This window comes from Nonomuraea sp. NPDC049421 (genome assembly GCF_040677005.1).
GTDB lineage: Bacteria > Actinomycetota > Actinomycetes > Streptosporangiales > Streptosporangiaceae > Nonomuraea > Nonomuraea salmonea.
In genome coordinates, this window is record NZ_JBFAQA010000011.1 from 98,808 (window position 1) to 118,509 (window position 19,702).

The 19,702-nt window shown below is 69.9% G+C and carries 16 protein-coding genes; 11 read left to right on the forward strand and 5 right to left on the reverse strand.

From position 1 onward, the window contains the following. Positions 1-29 precede the first annotated feature (29 nt). Positions 30-2,339 (reverse strand): S1 family peptidase, encoded by a 2,310-nt coding sequence (locus tag AB0K18_RS20275; RefSeq protein ID WP_364916114.1) that lies wholly within the window; start codon positions 2,337-2,339, stop codon positions 30-32. Positions 2,340-2,537: 198 nt separating this feature from the next. Between AB0K18_RS20275 and AB0K18_RS20280 the strand changes: the two genes are divergently transcribed. Both AB0K18_RS20280 and AB0K18_RS20285 read left to right on the forward strand, forming a co-directional pair. Continuing rightward, positions 2,538-3,305 (forward strand): oxidoreductase, encoded by a 768-nt coding sequence (locus AB0K18_RS20280; protein ID WP_364916116.1) that lies wholly within the window; start codon positions 2,538-2,540, stop codon positions 3,303-3,305. Between the two features lie 15 nt (positions 3,306-3,320). Beyond that, the gene (locus AB0K18_RS20285) at positions 3,321-4,052 is read left to right on the forward strand and encodes an SDR family oxidoreductase (protein ID WP_364916119.1); all 732 of its coding nucleotides are present in this window, start codon (positions 3,321-3,323) and stop codon (positions 4,050-4,052) included. Between the two features lie 36 nt (positions 4,053-4,088). Here AB0K18_RS20285 and AB0K18_RS20290 read toward each other — a convergent pair whose 3' ends face one another. Further along, positions 4,089-4,982 carry a LysR family transcriptional regulator gene (locus AB0K18_RS20290; RefSeq protein WP_364916122.1) on the reverse strand — a complete coding sequence of 298 codons (894 nt, stop codon included), beginning with the start codon at positions 4,980-4,982 and terminating at the stop codon, positions 4,089-4,091. Between the two features lie 69 nt (positions 4,983-5,051). Further along, on the reverse strand, positions 5,052-7,628 hold the full coding sequence (gene fxsT, locus AB0K18_RS20295) for an FxSxx-COOH system tetratricopeptide repeat protein (protein WP_364916126.1): 2,577 nt from the start codon (positions 7,626-7,628) through the stop codon (positions 5,052-5,054). Positions 7,629-7,730: 102 nt separating this feature from the next. Between fxsT and fxsA the strand changes: the two genes are divergently transcribed. The 7 genes from fxsA (at position 7,731) to AB0K18_RS20330 (ending at position 14,686) form a co-directional block, all read left to right on the forward strand. Further along, positions 7,731-7,892 carry an FxSxx-COOH cyclophane-containing RiPP peptide gene (fxsA, locus tag AB0K18_RS20300; protein ID WP_364916129.1) on the forward strand — a complete coding sequence of 54 codons (162 nt, stop codon included), beginning with the start codon at positions 7,731-7,733 and terminating at the stop codon, positions 7,890-7,892. Positions 7,893-7,957: 65 nt separating this feature from the next. Then, a complete protein-coding gene (locus AB0K18_RS20305; protein ID WP_364916132.1) occupies positions 7,958-8,845 on the forward strand; it encodes an SIR2 family protein in 888 nt (295 codons plus the stop codon). Between the two features lie 10 nt (positions 8,846-8,855). Continuing rightward, complete coding sequence (locus tag AB0K18_RS20310; protein WP_364916135.1) at positions 8,856-10,487, forward strand: tetratricopeptide repeat protein; 1,632 nt, start codon at positions 8,856-8,858, stop codon at positions 10,485-10,487. A gap of 6 nt (positions 10,488-10,493) precedes the next feature. After that, positions 10,494-11,732: an FxsB family cyclophane-forming radical SAM/SPASM peptide maturase gene (locus AB0K18_RS20315; protein WP_364916138.1), complete on the forward strand. Its 1,239-nt coding sequence runs from the start codon at positions 10,494-10,496 to the stop codon at positions 11,730-11,732. Then, the gene (locus tag AB0K18_RS20320; RefSeq protein WP_364916141.1) at positions 11,729-13,012 is read left to right on the forward strand and encodes an HEXXH motif domain-containing protein; all 1,284 of its coding nucleotides are present in this window, start codon (positions 11,729-11,731) and stop codon (positions 13,010-13,012) included. The genes AB0K18_RS20315 and AB0K18_RS20320 overlap by 4 nt, the downstream gene beginning before the upstream one ends. Before the next feature lie 64 nt (positions 13,013-13,076). After that, a complete protein-coding gene (locus tag AB0K18_RS20325; RefSeq protein WP_364916144.1) occupies positions 13,077-13,877 on the forward strand; it encodes a hypothetical protein in 801 nt (266 codons plus the stop codon). A 119-nt stretch (positions 13,878-13,996) separates the two neighbouring features. After that, positions 13,997-14,686 carry a hypothetical protein gene (locus AB0K18_RS20330; protein ID WP_364916146.1) on the forward strand — a complete coding sequence of 230 codons (690 nt, stop codon included), beginning with the start codon at positions 13,997-13,999 and terminating at the stop codon, positions 14,684-14,686. A 113-nt stretch (positions 14,687-14,799) separates the two neighbouring features. Here AB0K18_RS20330 and AB0K18_RS20335 read toward each other — a convergent pair whose 3' ends face one another. Beyond that, positions 14,800-16,221, reverse strand: a complete 1,422-nt coding sequence (locus AB0K18_RS20335) for a fatty acid--CoA ligase family protein (RefSeq protein WP_364916149.1) — start codon at positions 16,219-16,221, stop codon at positions 14,800-14,802. Then, positions 16,211-17,761, reverse strand: a complete 1,551-nt coding sequence (locus tag AB0K18_RS20340) for an NAD(P)-binding domain-containing protein (RefSeq protein WP_364916151.1) — start codon at positions 17,759-17,761, stop codon at positions 16,211-16,213. The genes AB0K18_RS20335 and AB0K18_RS20340 overlap by 11 nt, the downstream gene beginning before the upstream one ends. A 62-nt stretch (positions 17,762-17,823) precedes the next feature. On the opposite strand from AB0K18_RS20340, the gene AB0K18_RS20345 reads away from it, so the two are divergent. Together AB0K18_RS20345 and AB0K18_RS20350 are read left to right on the forward strand one after the other, a co-directional pair. Next, positions 17,824-19,311: an aromatic amino acid ammonia-lyase gene (locus AB0K18_RS20345; protein ID WP_364916154.1), complete on the forward strand. Its 1,488-nt coding sequence runs from the start codon at positions 17,824-17,826 to the stop codon at positions 19,309-19,311. Positions 19,312-19,315: 4 nt separating this feature from the next. Continuing rightward, the gene (locus tag AB0K18_RS20350) at positions 19,316-19,699 is read left to right on the forward strand and encodes an RNA-binding S4 domain-containing protein (protein ID WP_345390874.1); all 384 of its coding nucleotides are present in this window, start codon (positions 19,316-19,318) and stop codon (positions 19,697-19,699) included. The last annotated feature ends 3 nt before the right edge of the window (positions 19,700-19,702 follow it).

Genomic DNA, 19,702 nt, shown 5'->3' on the forward strand with positions numbered 1-19,702 from the left:
CGGACGCCCTGGTCCGGCCGGCCGGGTGCTCAGCGAACGACCCGCAGTTCGAGGAGGGTCTCGCGGCAGTTGTCCGGGAAGTCCGGGTGGCTCTCGTCGCAGAGGGGGTCCGTACGCCCGAACTGCTCGCTCTCGTCCGCCTCGACGCGCTTGGTGCGCTCCGTGCCGGTCGCCAGGTGCCGGACGGTCGCGTCCACGTCGTGGCCGGCTCCCGGTGCGCGGCTGTCGCCCTGGACCTCCTGGACGTTCGGGATGCGCAGCTTCACGTACCCCCTCGGCGAGAGGATCTTGAAGCAGACCGCCATCACGCCGAGATACGGTTCGCCGACCTGGCCCTCCCCGTTGATCAGGCCGGGGAAGACCTTGAGCGTGCCGACCCCGCCCTCCGACGGGGTGCTGCACGAGACCCAGATGATCCCGCCGTTGCCGGACAGCAGCTCGAAGTTCTTCGCCTCGGCCGCGGCCGTGCCCCAGTCGGCCTGGCCTGACGTGCCGGCGTAGTCGTGACGGAAGGTCGCCGGGTAGGCGAAACGCTCCAGGATGGAGTCGGGGCGGTGCACGGGGTACGCGATGATGTTGCGCGGTATCAGGTTGCCGTTGCTGCGGCCGACGATCCAGGCGATCCTGCTGGCCGGCCGGTAGAGGAAGAGCCGGTTCAGCGTGCCCCAGCTGGCGTCGTCGAAGGCGATGATCCGGTCCGCGGGGCTCTCCAGCGCGTACCCGCCGATGCCCTCCGAGCTGTGGAAGACGGCTCTGAACGAGCTGCCCGCATCGTGCGCGAGTATCCAGGCCGTACGCGAGCCAGGACGGTAGAGCAGCAGGTGGTCCAGCTTGCCCGAGCCGTCGTAGTCGTAGGCGATGATCCGGTCGGCCGAGCTCTTGAGGTCGTAGCCGCCGATGCCGGTCGAGCTGTGGAACACGGCCCTGAACGAGGCCCCCGAGCCGCGCTCCAGGATCCACGCGATCTCCACACCCGGGCGATGGAGCACGAGATGGTCGAGCTTGCCCGAATGGTCGTAGTCGAAGGCGATGATCCGGTCGCGGTCGTCCCTCAGGTCGTAGCCGCCGATCCCCGTGGTGGAGGTGAACACCGGCGTGAACGTGCCGCCCGCGCCCCGCTTGACGATCGTGACCAGTTGCGCCCCCGGCCGGTACAGCAGCAGGTGGTCCTGCTTGCCCGTCCCCTCGTAGTCGAAGGCCACCACCTGGTCGCGGGCGTCCTTCAGGGTGAACCCGCCGATGCCGTCGTGGGTCGAGGTGAAGACCGGCGTGAACGTGGTGCCGCCGCCGTGCTTGAGTATGTGGATCGTGCCGACGCCCGGCCGGTACACCACGAGATGGTCCAGCTTGCCCGTCCCCTCGTAGTCGAAGGGGACGATCCGGTCGGCCGCGTTCTTCAGGTCATAGCCGCCGATGCCCGTCGTGGAGGTGAAGACCGGTGACCAGGCGCCCTCCGCGTTCTGCTTGACGATCCTGGCCAGCTGCCCGCCCGGCCGGTAGAACAACAGGTGGTCCTGCTTGCCCGAGTGGTCGTAGTCGAAGGCCACCGCCTGGTCCCTGGCGTCATTGAAGTCGTAGCCGGCGAACCCCTCCGCCCCGTGCTCGAACGCCCGCATCGTCTCAGTGGGCTCCCTCGCGGTCGTCCGCACCCAGTTGGCCAGGCCGTCCGTCCGTTGTGCCTCGCCGCCGCGTCCCCCGTCGGCTGCCGCGCCCAGGCAGCCGCCCTGCCCGGCGCCGATGGCGAGGCCGACGAGCTCTGTGCCGCTCCCGCCCGTCCTGATCATCGGCGCGCCCGCGTCGCCCTGGCAGGCGCTCACGTCGGCGCCGTCCGCCCCGCTCCAGCCGAACGACTCCGCTCCCACGGCTCCGACCGCGACGGGCGCGGTGTGCATCCGGTCGGGCGCCCACTCTCCCGCGGTCCGCCCGTAGCCGGCGAGCCGCAGCACGTCCCCCGCGACGGGGGCGGCGCCGATCGCGACGGGCGGTACGTCGACCACCCGCAACGCCAGCCTGACCAGCACGAGGTCGAGGCCGTCGTGAGGATGGATCCAGGTCGCGGGCAGCACCCGCGCGCCCGTACCGGTGAGGCCCGTGCCGCCGAGCGTCACCGTCGTCGGCAGGGGCGGCGCGCCGGTTTTGACGGACCCGCTCTCGGTCATGAAGCACGTGGCCGCGGTGAGCACCCAGTGCGGGCTGATCAGGGCGCCGCTGCAGGAGTGCAGCTCGCCGACCTCGACCTTCGCGACGAAGCCCCACGCGCCGCCGGAGGGCTGTTCGCCGCCCCGGACCGCGTGGGCCGGCGTCGCGACGGCGCAGAGTGCGAGCGCGAGGGCGGTCATGGGTAATAGCCGGATTAATCGCTGGAGGTTCACGTCATGATTCTGGAAGTCGCCCCCCGGCCGAACCAGGGCACCGACCGGACATAGACCGGACATTTCCCGCTATAGGAACCGCCTATAGGGCCCAATGACATTCCCTCTTTGCTTCTCGTTCTTTTCCGGACGTAGCGTTCATTCAGTTGATACGGAAAGGACGACATGACGGAACTTGCGGGAAAGCGGGCCGTGGTGACCGGGGGAACGCGCGGCATCGGGGCGGCCGTCGTACGGCAGCTCCTGGACGCCGGCGCCCAGGTGCTCACCACCGCGCGGTCCGCCGCGAGCGCGGCGCCAGAGGGGGCCGGTTTCGTCCAGGCCGACGTGCGGACCAGCGCGGGGGCCGAGAGCGTCGCGGCCGCCGCGCGTGACGTGCTGGGCGGCGTGGACATCGTGGTGCACAACGCGGGCGGGGCGCAGCCGTACGAGGGGAGCGCCGGCATCCCCGACGAGGTGTGGCAGGACGCGCTCGACCTGAACTACCTGGCCTCCGTACGCCTGAACGCGCTGCTCGTGCCCGGCATGCGCGAGCAGCAGTGGGGCGCGATCGTGCACGTCTCGTCGGCCGCAACCCTCGCCCCGGAGGCGCCGTCGTTCCTGCACTACGCGGCGGCCAAGGCGGCATTGGAGACCTACAGCAGGGGGCTGGCGCTGGAGCTGGCCCCGCACGGCATCAGGGTCAACACCGTCTCGCCCGGCCGGGTCGCCACGCCCGGCGGCGAGCAGACCCGGGCGCAGTGGGCGGAGGTGGCCGCGCGCATGGCCGGCGCCCCGGCCCAGAACGACACCGCCCACGCCGCCACACCGGTGGGGCGCGACGGCCTGCCCGACGACATCGCGAACGCGGTGCTGTTCCTCATTTCCGAACGGGCGGGCTATTTGATCGGCCGCAATCTCATCGTCGACGGCGGCGAATTCCCGATGGGCTGAAAGGTGAACAAGGACATGGAATTGCAGGGCAAAATCGCGCTCGTCACCGGCGGCACGTCGGGCATCGGCCTCGCCACCGCCCGGCGGCTGGCCCGCGAGGGCGCCGAGGTCGTCATCAGCGGCCGCGACGGCCGGCGCGGCAAGGACGCAGAACGCGCGGCGCAGGAGGACGGCAGCGTCCGTTACGTCCAGGCCGACATGGCGGACCCCGGCTCGGTCGCCGAGCTGGCCAGGCAGAGCGGGCCGGTGGACATCCTCGTCAACAACGCCGGCATCTTCCCCACCGCCGCCACCCTCGACCAGACGCCGGAGGGGTACGAGGAGATCTTCGCCGTCAACGTGCGCGGCCCCTTCTTCCTGGTCGCCGCGCTCGTGCCGCACATGCTCGCGAAGGGCGAGGGCAGCATCGTCAACGTCAGCACGCTCGCGGCGCACCGGGGGTACGCGGGCGCGTCGGTCTACGGCGCGTCCAAGGCGGCGCTGGAGGCGCTGACCCGGGCGTGGGCCAAGGAGTTCGGGGACGGAGGCGTGCGGGTCAACGCCGTCTCCCCCGGCCCCGTTCGTACCGAAGGGGTGGTGGCCGCGTACGGCGAGGAGGGCAACGAGCCGGTGGCCCGCGGCCTCGGCATCCCGCGGACGGCCAGGCCGGAGGAGCTGGCCGAGGCCATCTACTTCCTCGCCTCACCGCGTGCCGGCTTCGTCAACGGCACCACGTTCTTCGTGGACCTGGGCGGCGGCGTCTTCTAGACGTTCCTAGACGTTCCTAATCCCTTCTAGACCCTTCTAGACCAGAGAGCTCGTACGCGACCAGCTCTCCTGCTGCAGCAGCTCCAGCAGGGCCGTCTCCGCCGGGCCCGCGCCGAGCCTGAGCCCGGCGATGACCGGCTGCGACACGACCGGGGACACCGGCCGCGCGAGCTGCTCATACCCATGCGGAACGGCGGAGGCCGGGACGAGCGTCACGCCAAGCCCGTGGGCGGCCCAGCGCACGGCCGTCGCCGTCTGCGTGACACGCGCGACCGTGGACGGCGCCATCTTGTTGTCCCGCAGCACGTCGCGCAGCACGGCGTCGAGCGCGCTCTCCCGGTCGAACCGGATCCACGGCTCCCCCTCCAGCTCGCGCAGCTCGACCCGGTCCGCGGCGAGCAGGCGGTGCCCGGCGCCCAGCACCACCACGAACTCCTCGTCCCCGAGGTGGTAGGCGTCGGCGCCGCCCTCGTCGCACGTCGAGGCCACCAGTACGAGGTCGAGCACGCCGCGGCGGCCCAGCCGTTCGAGCTCCGCCGGGTTCGGCTCCTCGAAGACCGTGACCTCCAGGCGGGGAAAACGGCGGCGCAGCTTGGCCAGCGCGCTCGGCAGCTGCCGCGCGCCGAGCCCCATCTGCGCCGCGACCAGCAGCTCGCCGGCCAGCTGCTCGTCCGCCCCGGCCCTGGCCATCGCCCGCGCCCGCCGCGCCGCGGTCACCGCCACCTGCGCCTCCCGCAGGAACGCCCGCCCCGCCACGGTGGGCACCAGGCCGGTCGGCATGCGGGTGAAGAGGGCGACGCCCAGCTCGCGTTCGAGGGTGCGGATCTGCTGGGAGACGGACGGCTGCGCCACCCGCAACACCTCGGCCGCCGCCGTCACCGATCCCTCTTCCGCGACGGCCAGGGCGTACTCGTACTGACGCAGACTCATGATCCCCTCCCACCGCCCGTAATCATGTAAGCGGTGGGTACAACACGGGGGCCGGCGCCTTTAGTCCGATCAGAGGACGGGCGGGTCGAAGTCGAAGTCGAGCCGCCTGTTCTGCTCCGCCACGATCACATCGGGGTGGCCGCGCCCGAGGACCCGCCTGTAGCGCTGCAGGGTGTCGGCTTTGAGCTCGTCCGCCTCCTGCTGCGCGCCGAGCTGCAGGAGGTCGACGACCAGGTTCGCGGCCCCCGCCAGGGTGAGCGGGTGATCCAGGCCGAACCGGGTGCGCAGCTTGCCGAGCGTGCTCTCGCCCAGCCGGATGGCCTGCTCGTGCTCGTTCATCGCGGCGAGATCACTGGCGAGGTTGATCGCGCAGGTGAGGGTGAAGTGGTGATCGCGTGCCAGCCTCCTGTCGAGGCCCTCGCGGGCCGCCCGATCGAGGTCGACCGCTTCTTCCGTGCGTCCGTTGATCCGCAGCAGCAGCGCGAGGTTGGTGTCGCAGCCGTACTTGAACGGGTGGTCGTCGCCGTACATCTTCTTGAAGCGCGGCGTCAGGTCCTCCAGCAGCTCCAGCGCCTCAGCGACCTCGCCGAAGGCCCGTTGCGCGTTGGCCAGGCAGAGCCCGGCGGCCAGGGCGTCGGGGTGGTCCGTGCCGGTGTTGCGCACCTGCGTGTCGAAGGTGCGGCGGGCGAGATCCAGCGACTCCTCGACCTTGCCGTCACGCCGCTTGGCGATGGACAGGTCTTTGGCGACGCGGAGGGTCCACGGGTGCTCGGGGCCGAGTTGCTCGACGCCGAACTCGTACGCGTCCTCGCCGAGGTCGCAGGCCTCACGATATTGGCCCTGCAAACGGGTGATGCGGGCCAGGCCGTTCCAGGACGACAGGACGTTCAGGCTGCTGACGCCCGCGCTCGCGCGCTGCCGCTCGAAGGTCGTGGTCTGCAGCTCGCTGGCCTTGTCGTACTCGCCGAGCAGCAGGTAGTCGAGGGCGAGGTTGTTCATCGCCCGCAACGTGCGCCGGTGCTCAGGCCCGAAGACGGTCTCGTGACGGCTCAACGAGTCGAGGTCGTGTTGCAGCGCCGGCTCGAAGTCGCCGCGGAACCGCAGGTCGGCGCCATGGCTGTTACGCAGCAGCAGCGTCTCTTCGTGATCTTCGCCGAGCACGTCGCGCATGCGGTTCATCAGGTGCTGGTTGAGCTCGAACGACCCCGCGATGTCCCCCAGCTCTCTGATGATGATGGCCTGGTGGCGTTGGGCGGCCAGGACGCTGTAGTCGTCGAGGCCGCTGTCGGCCTGCCATTGCGTGATGAACAGCTCGACCAGCGTCTGCGCCGACTTGAAGTCGCCGGAGGAGTAGAGATAGCGGACGATGCTGAGCGCGAACCGCCGGGTCCGCGAATCGCTGGAGTGATGGACGCCGGCCGGTGAGACGTGTCCGAGCAGGGCGGCGTAGCGGGGCCACGCCGCGTTGTCGTCCGGCTCGAACGACGCCACCGCGGCGGCCAGGAGGAGGTGCGCCTCGCCCCGCATGGCGGCGTGCTCCGTCTTCGGGAGGTCGTCACGCAGCAGCGCCTGGATCAGCCGGTGCACCTGGATCGTGCGGTTGCCCGAGTCGATCTTGACGAGCGCGTAGCGGCCCAGCTCGCGGATGACGCGGCTGGTCAGGATGGGGTCGGCGAGGATCTCGGCCAGCTTCGAGCCCTCGGCGTAGTCGGCGGGCAGCCGCTGGAAGAGGTCGCGCGGAATCGGCTCAGGCCCCAGGAACGCGCAGCACCGCAGCACCTCGACCGCCTTCGGCATGCGTGCGGTGAGCTGCTGCACCGACAGCGTCCAGGCCGCCGACATCGACAGCGGATAGTCGGTCGGCTTGTTGGTGCCGAGCAGCCGGGTCGTCTCCTCCTCCAGCAGCCGCAGGTATTCCTCGACGGAGATGCCGGTCTCCACCTGCAGGGCGCCCGCCTGCTCCAGAGCGAGCGGCAGGTCGCCCAGCGCCTCGGCCAGCTGGTCCGCCTCGGTCTCCGTGATGCCCTGGCCGACCCGCTTGACGAGGAACTCGACGCTCTCCTCGCGCGGGAAGACGTTGACGGGCACCGTGGGCACCACGCCCTGCCAGCTGTGGTTGCGCGAGGTGATCAGCACGTGGCCGGGCCCCCGGGGCGCGATCGTGTTGATCTCCTCGACCTCGTCGGCGTTGTCGAAGATCAGCAACCACTTCTCGTACGGATCGCCGCGCCGCAACGCGTCGAGCGCCGCCTCCGCCGCCTCCTCGACCTTCGCCGAGGCGCTGATCGGCAGCCGCAACTCGCGCGCGAGCCCCGCCAGCGACGACTTCACCAACATCGGCTGATCAGCGGGGATATACCAAACAAGGTCGTATTCGCTGCGATAGCGATAGGCGTATTCGATGGCCAGAACCGTCTTTCCGACGCCGCCCAGGCCATGGAGGGCATGCGGGACGACGGCGGCGACGTTGGACATCAAGCTTTCGTGCAGATTTCGCAACAATTGGGCGCGGCCGGTGAAGTTGTTGTTGCGCTGAGGAACTCGTCCCCAGATGGCAGGCACGCGCGCAGAATCCGGCGAATGGTGCGAAACCGACACAGTACCGCCTCCGCTAGACCGGGCCTTTGAATGAAGCTTAGACGTCACACCGACCTCGGTGAACCCCACGGGCGGGCCGCTCTCGCCACCTCCGCACAAGCGTGGGAGGATGAGGCCGACCCAGCACGACTCATGCACCAGGGAAAGCCCATGACCAGCAGTGACGCAGAATACGGCGGTGGCCTCATCGACGTGAGCGACTGGAGCTTGACCGACCTTGACAGCCTGCCTCCCACCCCCTTGACGCACGCCCTGCGGCGGCTGGTCGAAGCCGACTCAGGTCCCGTGGCAGGATTTCAATCAGCTCTTTGACTTTCACTGGACACGTTCTAGCCTGAACCAAAACAATTAGGTGACGGAAGACTTGGGCAGACGAGGTGACGGTCGGGGCGGGTGTGTTGAGGGAGCCGGACTGGGATCGGCTGATCAAGCAACTGAGCCGGGGAGACTGCACACCGCTGCTCGGCGCCGGGGCGAGTTTCGGACGATTACCGACAGGCGGCCAGCTCGCCCAATATTTTGCCGACCGCTACCAATATCCGTTCGCCGATTCGCATGACCTGGCCCGGGTCATGCAATACGCGGCATGGGTGAGCGGCGACACGGTGGAGCTGAAGCACGAGGTCTGCACCTATCTTCAGCAGTACGCGCCGGCCGACGTCTGCGACGCCGACCCCCATGCGATGCTGGCGAAATTCCCCATCAAAACATTTCTCACCACCAACTACGACGACTTCATGCTGCGCGCCCTGCACCAGGAGACCGGTGGGCGCAAGAAGCCGGTCAGCCAGGTCTGCTCGTGGTGGGACGTCGGGGTGGAGAAGCCGTACATCGAGCAGCCGACCGAGGCAGAGCCGCTGATCTACCACCTGCACGGCCGCTGGAACGATCCCCGGTCACTCGTCCTCACCGAGGACGACTACCTCACCTACCTGGGAAACCTCGTGGAGGTGAACGCGTCCGCCGGTTCGCCGCTGCCCAGCACGGTGCTGCACACCATGACCGTCAGCCCGCTGCTCTTCGTCGGCTACAGCCTGCGCGACTGGAATTTCCGGGTGCTGTTCTACGGGCTGCTCAAGACGATGCCGCAGAACATGCGACGGCGACACGTCAGCGTGCAGCTCATGCCGGATCTGAACACCTCCGTCGCGGATGCCGCGGGCCGGGCGCGGGAATATCTCCAGCGCTATCTCGACGGCTGGAACATCACGATTTTCATCGGCAGTACCGAGGAGTTCTTCGAGGAACTGCGGAGCAGGATGTGAGGACGGTCGCATGCCAGTGACGGACCCGCAGGTGCAACCGTACGTCGGGCTGCGTCCCTATCGGCGTGACGAGAGCGCGCTGTTCCACGGCCGCGGCCGGGAGGCGCAGGAGGTCGCGACGCTCTGGCAGGCCGCCGGCCTCACCGTGCTCTACGGCGCCTCGGGCGTGGGCAAGACGTCCCTGCTGCACGCCGGGGTGCTGCCGCTGCTGGATCCCGAACACGCCGACGTCCTGCCCGTGGCGCGCATCGCCCCCCGGATGAGCAGGCCCGCGGCCCGGGGCGGGAACCCGTACGTCCGCGCCCTGCTGTCGTGCTGGACGGACCGCCAGGACCTCGGGGACGTGACGATCGCGCGGTTCCTGGACGACCGGCCCGAGCAGATGGACCGCTACGGTGACCCCGTACCGATCCTCGCCGCCATCGACCAGGCGGAGGAGATCTTCCACGGCTCGCCGATCCTGGAGAAGGAGCGCAGGGTCTTCCTCGACCAGCTCGCGGAGGCCGTCAAGAAGCACCCCGGCCTGCACGTCCTGCTGGCACTGCGCGAGGAGTACCTCTTCCTCGTCCTGCCGCACGAGCGCCGCATCGGGCAGGGCTCGCGCAGCCGCTTCCACCTCGAGGCGCTCAGCCCAGAACAGGCCCTGGAGGTCGTGCACGGGCCGCTGCCGCGGACCGGCAGGACGATGACGCCGGAGGCCGCCGAGCTGCTCATCGACGACCTGCGTGAAGTGCACTTCGAGAACGAGGCCGGTGAGACCACGACCATCAAGGTCGACACGGTGGAGCCCATCCAGCTCCAGGTGGTGTGCTCCGCCCTGTGGGAGTCGCTGCCCCCGGAGGTCGTCGAGATCACGGAGGAGCACGCCCTCCTGTACGCCCAGGTGGAGGAGTTCCTGTCGGCCTTCTACCGGCGCACCATGGCCGAGGTGGCCGCCGAGCACGGCCTGCCGGCGAGCAAGCTGCGCCTGTGGATGCGCAAGACGTTCATCACCGAGCACGGCACCAGGAACGCCGTCTACGAGGGACTCATCGAGACCGAGGGCATGCCGAACGCGATACCGCGCACCCTTGAGGACCGCCACCTCCTGCGCGCCGAGCAACGGCTCGGCATCCGCTGGTACGAGCTGACCCACGACCGGCTCATCGCCCCCGTCACCAGGTACGAGGCGCCGGAGTCTTACCTGAAGGAGGCCCGCCAGGCGGTGGAGGAGCGCGACTGGGACCACGCCCACCACCTCGCCGAGCTGGCCGAACGCGCCGCCGACGTGGACGAGGCGTGGGTACGCGCGGAGGCGGCGGAGGTCTTCGCCTCGGTGGCGCACGCCCGCGGCGACCTCGGCAGCGCCCGCCGGTACTGCGTGGAGGCGGCCGGCATCTTCTCCGAGTACCAGCGGTTCGACGGCGTGGCCCGCGCGCTGACCAAGGAAGGGCTGCTCTGGCTCGACCAGAACGACTCGGTCCAGGCCATCCAGCGCATCAAGACCGCGCTGGACTACGCGCCCAACGACGTGTCCGTCCAGATCGCGCTGGCCAAGGCGCTCCAGCGGTCGAGCACGCCCAAGGCCGCCGAAACGATCATCAACGGGCTTCCGTCAGATCTTGCCCAGCAAGCGTGGATAACGCTTCACGAACCGGACTGATTCATTATGCTCAACGGCCATGACGCACGTTCTGCGGGCCGGCAGACATTGCCCGAATGGCCGCTGACACTCGACCTGGCTGCGCTGGCGGAAAAGGGTTGGCAGCCGACCCCGTTCCGGCAATTCATCCTGAAGATCCACAGCAGATGTGATCTCGCCTGCAGCTACTGCTACATGTACGAGATGGCCGACCAGAGCTGGCGGTCACGACCGATGCGCATGGCCCCCGAGGTGGTCGACGCGGTGGCGGCGCGGATCGCCGAGCACGTACGCGCCCATGATCTCCCGTCGGTCGAGGTGATCCTGCACGGCGGCGAGCCCCTGCTCGTGCGTCCTGAGGAGATCGACAAGCTGGTCGAAACGGTACGCGGCGCGGTCGGCGCCGACGTCGTCCTCACCGTGCAGACCAACGGGACCCGGCTGGACCGGACGTACCTGGAGCTCTTCGAGCGGCACCAGATCGGGGTCGGGGTCAGCCTCGACGGCAGCGAGCAGGACCACGACCGCAACCGCCGCACCGCCGACGGCCGCGGCAGCCACCACAAGGTCGCGGCCGGCCTGCGACTGCTCGCCGAGCCGCCGTTCCAGCACCTGTTCCGCGGCCTGCTCTGCACGATCGACCTGCGCAACGACCCCCTTGAGACGTACCAGGCGCTGCTGGCGTTCGGCCCGCCGGTCATCGACCTGCTGCTTCCGCACGGCACCTGGTCAGACCCCCCTCCCGGGCTCGACAGCGGCGACCCCGCCACGCCCTACGCCGACTGGCTGATCGCGATCTTCGATCAGTGGTATTCCGCGCCGGCTCAACCAGCCAGGGTGCGTTTGTTCGACGAGATCATCTACCTCCTTCTCGGGGGCGGGTCGGCCAGCGAACAGATCGGCCTGTCCCCCGCCGCCATGGTGGTCATCGAGACGGACGGCGAGATCGAGCAGTCGGACTTCCTGAAATCCGCCTACCCGGGCGCGCCCAGCACCGGATTTCATGTCCTTCGCGATTCCTTCGATGACGTTCTGCGGCTGCCGTCCATCGCGGCCCGCCAAATCGGCTGGTCCGCGCTGTCGGACACGTGCAAAGCCTGCCCGGTCGGCCGGGTGTGCGGCGGCGGCCAGTACGCTCATCGCTATCGGCCCGGCAGCGGCTTTCTCAACCCGTCGGTCTACTGCGCCGACCTGCTGCGGCTCATCACCCACGTCAAAGACACGATCCTGCGCGACTACAACGCGCTGCAGAAGGACCACAGATGAACCTCGCAGAGCACCGCATTCCTGCTGCGGCCTTCGACGAACTGGCTGCGGGAGCCGGTGGAACGGCCACGGTCGAGCAGCTCAAGGCCGCCCAGCGCAGCAAGCACCTTCTCCTGCTGCGTGGAGTGCTCGAAACGACGCGCAACGCCGGCCACGGCAGCTGGCCCGAGGTACGCCGGGCCTACGACCTGCTCGCCGGCATCCAGGCGTCACATCCAGAAGCGGTCAACGCCGTGGTGCACCACCCCGCCGTGGCCGCGTGGGCGCGCCACACCATCAAGACCCTCGACGCTCCCGAGCAGATGTCCGCGCTGGCGGCGGCCGCGGCCATCCGCGCCGGCGTCGCGTGCGACCTCGACGTCACCCCGATCGACGGCGTGATCAACCTGCCCTCGCTCGGGCAGTTCGTCGTGGGCCGGAGCGTCGCCACCGCGACCCTGCACTGCTCGGCCGACGGCGTGGAGGTGTCCGCCGAGGGCCTGTTCCTCCAGCTCGGCGACGACGAGCCGAACTGGCGGCCACTGCGCGGCCTGTCCGCTCAGGCCGACGACGAGCGGCTCGACGTCCTCATCGACGACCTCCACCCGCACCGCATGCCCGGGTCCGGCGCCCTGCGCGCCCCTCTCACCGAGCAGGAGGCGCGGCTGTGGCAGGACCTCCTCGACGAGGGCTGGGGCCTGCTCGTACGCAACCATCTGCCGGTGGCCAAGCAGGTGTCGGCGGCGATCACCGTCTTCACCCCGCTCGCCCCGCCGCAGGAGGGCATGGGGATGGCCAGCGCCACCTCGCGCGAGACGTTCGGCTGCATCGCCATGTCGACCCCGCCCGACGCCCACGCGCTGGCCGTCACGCTGACCCACGAGACCCAGCACGCCAAGCTGTCGGCCCTGCTCGACGTCGTGCCTCTGACCAAGCCCGACAACGGCCGCCGCTACTACGCGCCGTGGCGCCCCGACCCCCGTCCCGCCTCCGGTCTCCTCCAGGGCACGTACGCCTACGTCGGCGTCACCGACTTCTGGGAACGCCAGCGGCACCTGGAGAGCGGCGAGTCGGCGATCCGGGCGAACGCGGAGTTCGCCAGGTGGCGCTCCGGAGCGCGCCAGGTCGCCGGCACCCTCCTCGACAGCGGCGCGCTGACCAGGGAAGGCGAGGTCTTCGTCAGCCGGATGGCGCGCCGGCTCGACGAGTGGGCGCGCGAACCCGTACCGGCCGCGGCCGCCGCCCTGGCCGAGGGAGCGGCGGACCGGCATCGCTCGCTGTGGCGCGAGCGCAATCAATGACGTAATTGGAGAATGACACCACCCACCCGCAATCTGTGCGGTTTAGTATCAAGTGGGAGGTGTCATGCTCCGATCTGCCCGGCGCGTCCTCAAGGATTTACGCGAGCGCAGGAATATCGACGCCTACGTCATCTCCCTGCTCTCCATCGTCTTCGCCGCCCTGACGTTGGTCGGGGACAAGGTAAGTGACCAGTTCAAGTGGGCGGTGTTGCTGGCCGGGGTCGGGGTTCTGGTGCACCAGATCACGTTGCCTCGGGGTGAGGGCCGGCTTTCGGACAGAGCACTTGAAGACCGGACCGGTTTCGAGCAGACCCCTTTGAAGGATCGGCTGCGGAACAGCCGGGAAATCTGGATGTTCGCTCCTTCGGGGGTCAACTTCCTGTCCGACGAGAACTGCCGGGCGATCGGCGGCACCGTGCTGAGGCGGCACAACGGAGTCGTCAAGATGGTGGTCCTCGACCCTGAGGAGACCGCGGCGGTGGACATCGCCACCCAGCAGCTCGACAACGGGGTGGAATATCCGCTGCAGCCGCTCGTCGACGGCATCCGCACCACGCAAAGGGTGATGGCCGCGATGGCGTCGTGGCAGTCGCCGGGGAGCCGGCGGTTCAAGGTGTTCGGTTATAACCCCGGGTTCAGTTTGGTGGCGTTCAATCCGCTGCATCGGGACGGGGTCATCATCGTGGAGATTCATGGGGTGAGTAATACGTCGACGTCCGGGCGAATGCATTTGGAGCTGACGCGGAAGAATGCGCCGCAGTGGTATTTGTACTGGTTGGAGCAGTTCGATGTGATCTGGCGTACTGCGAAGCCGCTGCCTTTGCCGCCTGCGGAGAGCGCGCTGGAGTCCGGCGACCGGCACTGAAGCCACAAATCCCGATATTTCCTACTACGGGGGGAATACCACCCTCACCGCCGAGAATTTTCGAAGATCTTTGGTCTTTTGCTGGGTCGCACTTTTGCCGACCCATCAAACTGAAGGCCGTGACGAACGATCTCACCGACGCGCGGGACCGCCTGATCTCGCCCCGCGAGCTTCACCAGGTAGCGGCCCTGCTGAACATGCCGCGTCTCCATGAGAACGCCACCCGTGACGACGACGGCGCTCCCTACAAGAACCACCAGGCGGCCCTGTACGCCGGCATCGCCGAGTGGGCGCGGCTGTCGGCCCGGGCGGCCGAACAACTCGGCGCGTCGGAGCAGCCTGAGACGACCGACGAGTTCGCTTATCTCATCGAATACACCGACAGGCACTCCAAAGGCTGGTATCCGGCACCCAGCGAGCAATCCCATGGGATGACCCTGGCCGACCGGGCCGAGACGGTCGCGCAGACCGTACTGACGCGCTACATCGCCCACCTGGCCGACCACCGCGACGACTACGAGCTCTGGCTGGTCGACTCGCTCTCCCTGCGGGCCAGTGTGTGGCACGTGAACACCGCCGAGGCCTACCCCCGCGGCCTGGGCCCCGACCGCCCCTCCTCGCCGTACGCGTTCTCGGACGCGGCCATCCCCCCGCACGCCGTGGAGATCCGCACCCCGACCCAGATCCACCGGGTCATGGACCACCGCATCCCGCCATGGCCCGACACCCTCCTCTGGGAAGCGGAACCAGAGCCCCAGGTCGGCCTCAGCCAGTCCTACCCGGCCTCCATCGAACACCGCCGCAACTGACCGGCACGAGCCGCACAAGCCCGCCGCACGCCACCGCGATGGCCGGCGGGCGGCGGCCATCGCCAGGTTCTGGTGCGGCTGTGTGGAGCGGGACGGTGCGCCCAAGCAAGGACCTAGCTCGGTGGTTTCAGGGAGCGTTTGTCTGGTTTGCCGCTTGGGGCGGTGGGGACCTCGTCGATCAACGTGATCGTGGCGGGGACGCAGGCGGGGCCCAGTCGGTCCTGGACCAGGTCACGTAGTGCCCCGAAGTCGGGGGTGCGGCCGGGGGCGGGGACGATGAAGGCGTGGGGGGCCTCGCCCTTCTCCTCGTCGGGGGCGGCTACCACGTAGGCCTCCGCCACGTCGGGTGCGGTGGCCAGGGTGCGTTCGATGGGGCCTATGTAGTGCAGCTCGGCGTTGACGATCACCACGTCCCGCGTACGGCCCACCAGGTGCAGGCGGCCGTCGGCGTCGAAGTGGCCGAGGTCGCGGGTGCGGACCCAGCCGTCCACGAACACCTCCGCCGTCTCCTCCGGGTCGCCCCAGTAGCCGATGGCCTGGGTGGGGGTGCGGACGTACAGTTCGCCGGTCTCGCCGGAGCGGTTCCTGATCTCGATGTCGATGGCGTCGGGCGGGACGCCCAAGGAAGGAGGCGGGTCGTACGGCGTGGCCAGGGAGATCGAGCCGGTCTCGGTCTGGCCGTAGCCGTGGAAGACGACCGGGCCCAGCACCTCCTGGGCCTCCCGCAGCCGGGCCGCCGGGATCGGGGAGCCCGAGACCACGAGCGCGCGCAAAGTGCTCAGGTCGGACGGCGTGTCGCGCTGGGCGGCCACCAGCTTGTAGAGGCGGGGGACGGTGATGACGCTGGCGGTGGCCCGGTGCTTGACGATCGCGTCGGGGAGTGACGAGGGATCGGCGGCGACCATGGTGCCGCCCGCGGCCAGGGTGAGGATGCCGTACTCGTACATGACCAGGCTGCTCAGCGTGCCGAAGACGAGGTAGCGCCGCAGGCGGGAGGCCAGCTCCCTGATCGCCGGCGGCCAGGCGGGCGGACGGGCGAACCAGGCGGCGTTCATGGCGGCGTACGTCTGCGCGCACGCCTTCGGCCGGCCGGTGCTGCCGCTGGTGTGGATGAGCCTGGCGACGTCGTCGGGGCGGCCGGACAGCACCAGCGAGCCGTCGTCGGGCGCGTCAAGCAGCTCACCGAGCGCCAGGTCTCCCCCGCCGGAAGGCCGGTCGGTGACGACGGCGGTGATGTCCTGGCTCAGTACGTGGTGGAGGCGGTCGGCGGGCAGTCCGGGCCGTACGCCGACGACGCGGGCGCCCACCACGTACCCCGCGATGATCGCCGCGAACGCCTCAGGCGTGACGCCGAGCCGCATCGCCACCCCGTCGCCGGGCCCGAGGCCCGCGGTGCGCAGGCCCGCCGCGCACCGGCGAATCAGGCCGAGCATCCGCGCGCCGGAGACCGCCCGGTCCTCGTGTTCGAACACGGGCCGGTCACCGGCGGCGGCCAGCACGTCCAGAATGGGCCTGGGGTACGGGTCAGCCGGCATCGGCCAGGCACTCCTTGGCGAAGGCGGTCAGCGGCTGCCGGTGCACGACCGGCAGGTCCCACTCGTTCTCCAGGTTCTCGGCCAGGTGGTGGACGGCCGTCAGCGCGCCGTCGCGGTAGTAGCGCACGACCGGGTGCAGGTAGCTGGCGTCCTGGGCGTGCTCGTAGTCGTTCTCGGCGACGCGCGGGATCGAGATGTCGAACGGGTCCACGGTGTCGTGGTCGGGGCCGTATTCGAGGGTGACGACGAAGCGGTGCCTGGCCGGGCCGAGGCCGCCGTCGGCGACGTACGCCACCGGCACCTCCTCCTGGTACAGCGCGGAGCCGTTGACGGTGACGACGTCCCCGATCACGGCGAACTGCTGCCACAGCGCCGACGACCGGTTGACCCGCTCGATGATGGCGTCACTGATCGCGTCCGGGCTGGGCTCCAGCTCCTGAGCGGGCCAGGCGCCGCCGTGGTAGCGGCTGGTGAGGATGCGGTGCAGGGCGCGCACGCCGTACCGGAAGCCGTGGATGAAGCCGCTGGTCGCCTTCTTGAAGTCACGCTGCTGGGTGAGCGTGCCGGCGAAGTACAGATCGGGGACGTTGACGGACTCGTACGCGGAGGTCTGCTCGGGGAAGCGGTCGTCGATGACCAGCGCGGGCCGGCAGGAGTCGTCGAACACCGAGGCGTCGAACCGGAACCCGGTGCACGCGATCACCCGGTCGTAGTGCAGCTCGCGCAGCGCCTCCACGGTACGCGCGTAGCGGAAGACGACGCGGTAGCGGCCGTCGTCGAGGCGTTCGATGCTCTCCACGGTGCCGTCGAGCACGGAGTTCTGGGACTTGAGCTGGTAGCTGTCGAGGAAGTTGTTGTTGACCGCGCGCAGGTGGCCGACGTAGTGGGACTGCCAGGCCATCCTGACCGAGTGCGGCCCGGCGACGTGGATGACGGCGGCCTTGGCCATGAGCGCGTCGGCGGTCTCGAAACCGGAGTTGCCCTTGCCGATGACGAGCACCCGCTGGTCGGTGAAGGACGCGGGGTCGGTGTCGAACGTGTCGTACCGTTCCGCGGTCTCGATGCCGGGGATGGGCGGCAGGTTGAGCTGGGAGACGCCGGTGGCCATGATGAGGCGGCGGCCCTGCCAGGTGTTTCCTTCGGCGTCGGTGACGGTGAAGCCGTCGTCGCCGCGCCCGATGCGGACGACGTCGACGCCGTAACGCACCCGCACGCCCGTCTTCGCCGCGAAGTCGGCGAGGTAGCGGAGGAGGTCGTCGGCCGGCGGGAAGTACTCCTCGCTGTAGCGGGTGAACAGCAGGTCGGGATCGTCGCCGAGCAGCGAGTTCCAGTCCATCCGCAGCCGCTGCTCGGGGTCGGCGTACCCGGTGTGCACCTTGTTGATGGAGATGAGCCGGCGGTGTCGCGGGAACCGGGTGAAGAACGTGCCGGGCCCGGGCCCGCGTTCGAGGACGACATAGTCATGACCGTGGCGTTCCAGCTGTGCGGCGAGCTGTAGCCCGGCCGGTCCGGCTCCGATGATCACGTAGTCATGCGCCATGATCTGGAAGCTAAGGACGAATTCTCAGAGGTTTCTGAGAATTACCGCCCTATCGTCCGGTCATGCGCGACATCGAACTCACCGCCCCGCTCTGTCCCGCCGACCTCCGCCGCGCCGCAGGTCCCGTGTCCGTCGTGGTGGACGCGAGCGTACGGGGCCGGGTCGAGCGCGGCCGTGGCCACCTGCGCGAGGTGCTGAAGGAGGAGGACCGCCCGGTTTACGGGGCGACGACCGGGTTCGGGGCGCTGGTCGGGTTCGCCGGCCGGGCGGACCAGGCCGACCAGTGCGACAACACGCTCGCCCACCTCGGCGCGGGCCAGGGCCCCGACCTGCCGCTCGACGTGGCCAGGGCGGCGCTGCTGGTCCGCGTGTGGTCGCTGGCCCAGGGCCTGTCCGGGGTGTCGGCGCACGTGGTGGACGGGCTGGCGGCGATGTTCGGGACCACGTTCGTCCCGGCGGTCCCGCGCTACGGCTCGGTCGGCGCGAGCGGCGACCTGATCCCGCTGGCCTACGCCACGCAGGCGCTGCGCGGCCGGGGGCACGCGTACGTGGAGGGCCGGCGCATGCCCGCCGCCGCCGCGCTGCGCGAGACCGGGCTGAGCCCGCTGGCGCTGGACGGCAGGGACGCGCTCGCCCTGGTCAACGGCACCTCGCTGACCACCGCCGCGACCGCGCTCGCCCTGGAGAGCGTGCGGGCCGCGCACCGGGCCGTCCAGACGCTGACGTGCCTGCTGGCCGACCTGCTCGGCTGTGATCCGCAGTTCCTCGATCCGCGGCTTCTGGACGCGTACGGGCATCGCGGCGCGGCGGACGTCGCCGGCGGCATGCGCAAGACCCTGGCCGGCGTGCGCCCTTCGGGGACGCGGGCGCTGCAGGAGCCGTACAGCATTCGCTGCTCGCCGCAGCTGCTCGGCGCGGCGGAGGACGCGCTGCGGTACGTGGACGGCGTCGTCGCGGCCGACCTGTCGAGCGTCAGCGACAACCCGCTGTTCTTCCCCGACGACGATCTCGTGGTGCACGGCGGCAACTTCTTCGGCCAGCCGGCCGCGTTCGCCTCCGACGTGCTGGCCATGGTCGTCGCGCAGCTCGGCAACCTCGCCGAACGGCAGCTCGACCTGCTCGTCGATCCGGCGCGCAACGGCGGGCTGCCGCCGATGCTGGCCGCGGGGCCCGGACGGCAGCACGGCATGCAGGGCGTGCAGCTCGCGACGACGGCGTTCGTCGCGGAGCTGCGGCGCGCGGCGGTGCCGGCCGGCATGCAGAGCCTGCCGACGAACCTGCACAACCAGGACGTGGTGCCTTTCGGGACGCAGGCGGCGTTGCGGGCGTACGACATGGCGGGGCTGCTGCGGCTGCTGTGCGGCTCGCTGGCCGTGGGGCTGCGGCAGGCGGCGCACGTCGGCGCGCGCCGGCCGACCGCCCCGGCCTGCGCGGAGCTGCTCGACGCGCTGGCCGAGGCGATCCCGCCGATCGACCCCGACCGGCCGCTGGACGCCGACGTCCGCGCGGCCGCCGACCTGCTCACCGGGGCGGCCCTGTCGGTAAAGTGACGGAATGGCAGGTGAGCAGCAGCCGAGCGCGCGGGTCGACAGCTGGATCTGGGCGGTGCGGCTGACCAAGACCAGGTCGGTCGCGGCCGACGCCTGCCGGGGCGGTCACGTGCGGGTCAACGACGTACGCGTCAAGCCGGCCCACGCGATCCGTCCCGGCGACGAGGTGCGGCTGCGGCACGACGGCCGCGAGCGGATCGTCGTCGTCTCCAAGATCATCAGTAAGCGGGTGGGTGCGGCGGTGGCCGCCGAGTGCTACGTCGACAAGAGCCCTCCGCCGCCGCCGCGCGAGGAGGCCGTGACGGTCGCCGTACGCGCGCGGGGCGCGGGCCGTCCCACCAAGCGCGAGCGCCGCAGCATCGAGAAGCTGCTGGGACGGCGGGACTAGCGG

Coding starts and splice junctions, on each gene's coding strand:
- AB0K18_RS20275 (WP_364916114.1), bottom strand. CDS start 2,339: ATGACCGCCCTCGCGCTCGCACTCTGCGCCGTCGCGACGCCGGCCCAC.
- AB0K18_RS20280 (WP_364916116.1), top strand. CDS start 2,538: ATGACGGAACTTGCGGGAAAGCGGGCCGTGGTGACCGGGGGAACGCGC.
- AB0K18_RS20285 (WP_364916119.1), top strand. CDS start 3,321: ATGGAATTGCAGGGCAAAATCGCGCTCGTCACCGGCGGCACGTCGGGC.
- AB0K18_RS20290 (WP_364916122.1), bottom strand. CDS start 4,982: ATGAGTCTGCGTCAGTACGAGTACGCCCTGGCCGTCGCGGAAGAGGGA.
- fxsA (WP_364916129.1), top strand. CDS start 7,731: ATGACCAGCAGTGACGCAGAATACGGCGGTGGCCTCATCGACGTGAGC.
- AB0K18_RS20310 (WP_364916135.1), top strand. CDS start 8,856: ATGCCAGTGACGGACCCGCAGGTGCAACCGTACGTCGGGCTGCGTCCC.
- AB0K18_RS20315 (WP_364916138.1), top strand. CDS start 10,494: ATGCTCAACGGCCATGACGCACGTTCTGCGGGCCGGCAGACATTGCCC.
- AB0K18_RS20320 (WP_364916141.1), top strand. CDS start 11,729: ATGAACCTCGCAGAGCACCGCATTCCTGCTGCGGCCTTCGACGAACTG.
- AB0K18_RS20325 (WP_364916144.1), top strand. CDS start 13,077: ATGCTCCGATCTGCCCGGCGCGTCCTCAAGGATTTACGCGAGCGCAGG.
- AB0K18_RS20335 (WP_364916149.1), bottom strand. CDS start 16,221: ATGCCGGCTGACCCGTACCCCAGGCCCATTCTGGACGTGCTGGCCGCC.
- AB0K18_RS20340 (WP_364916151.1), bottom strand. CDS start 17,761: ATGGCGCATGACTACGTGATCATCGGAGCCGGACCGGCCGGGCTACAG.
- AB0K18_RS20345 (WP_364916154.1), top strand. CDS start 17,824: ATGCGCGACATCGAACTCACCGCCCCGCTCTGTCCCGCCGACCTCCGC.
- AB0K18_RS20350 (WP_345390874.1), top strand. CDS start 19,316: ATGGCAGGTGAGCAGCAGCCGAGCGCGCGGGTCGACAGCTGGATCTGG.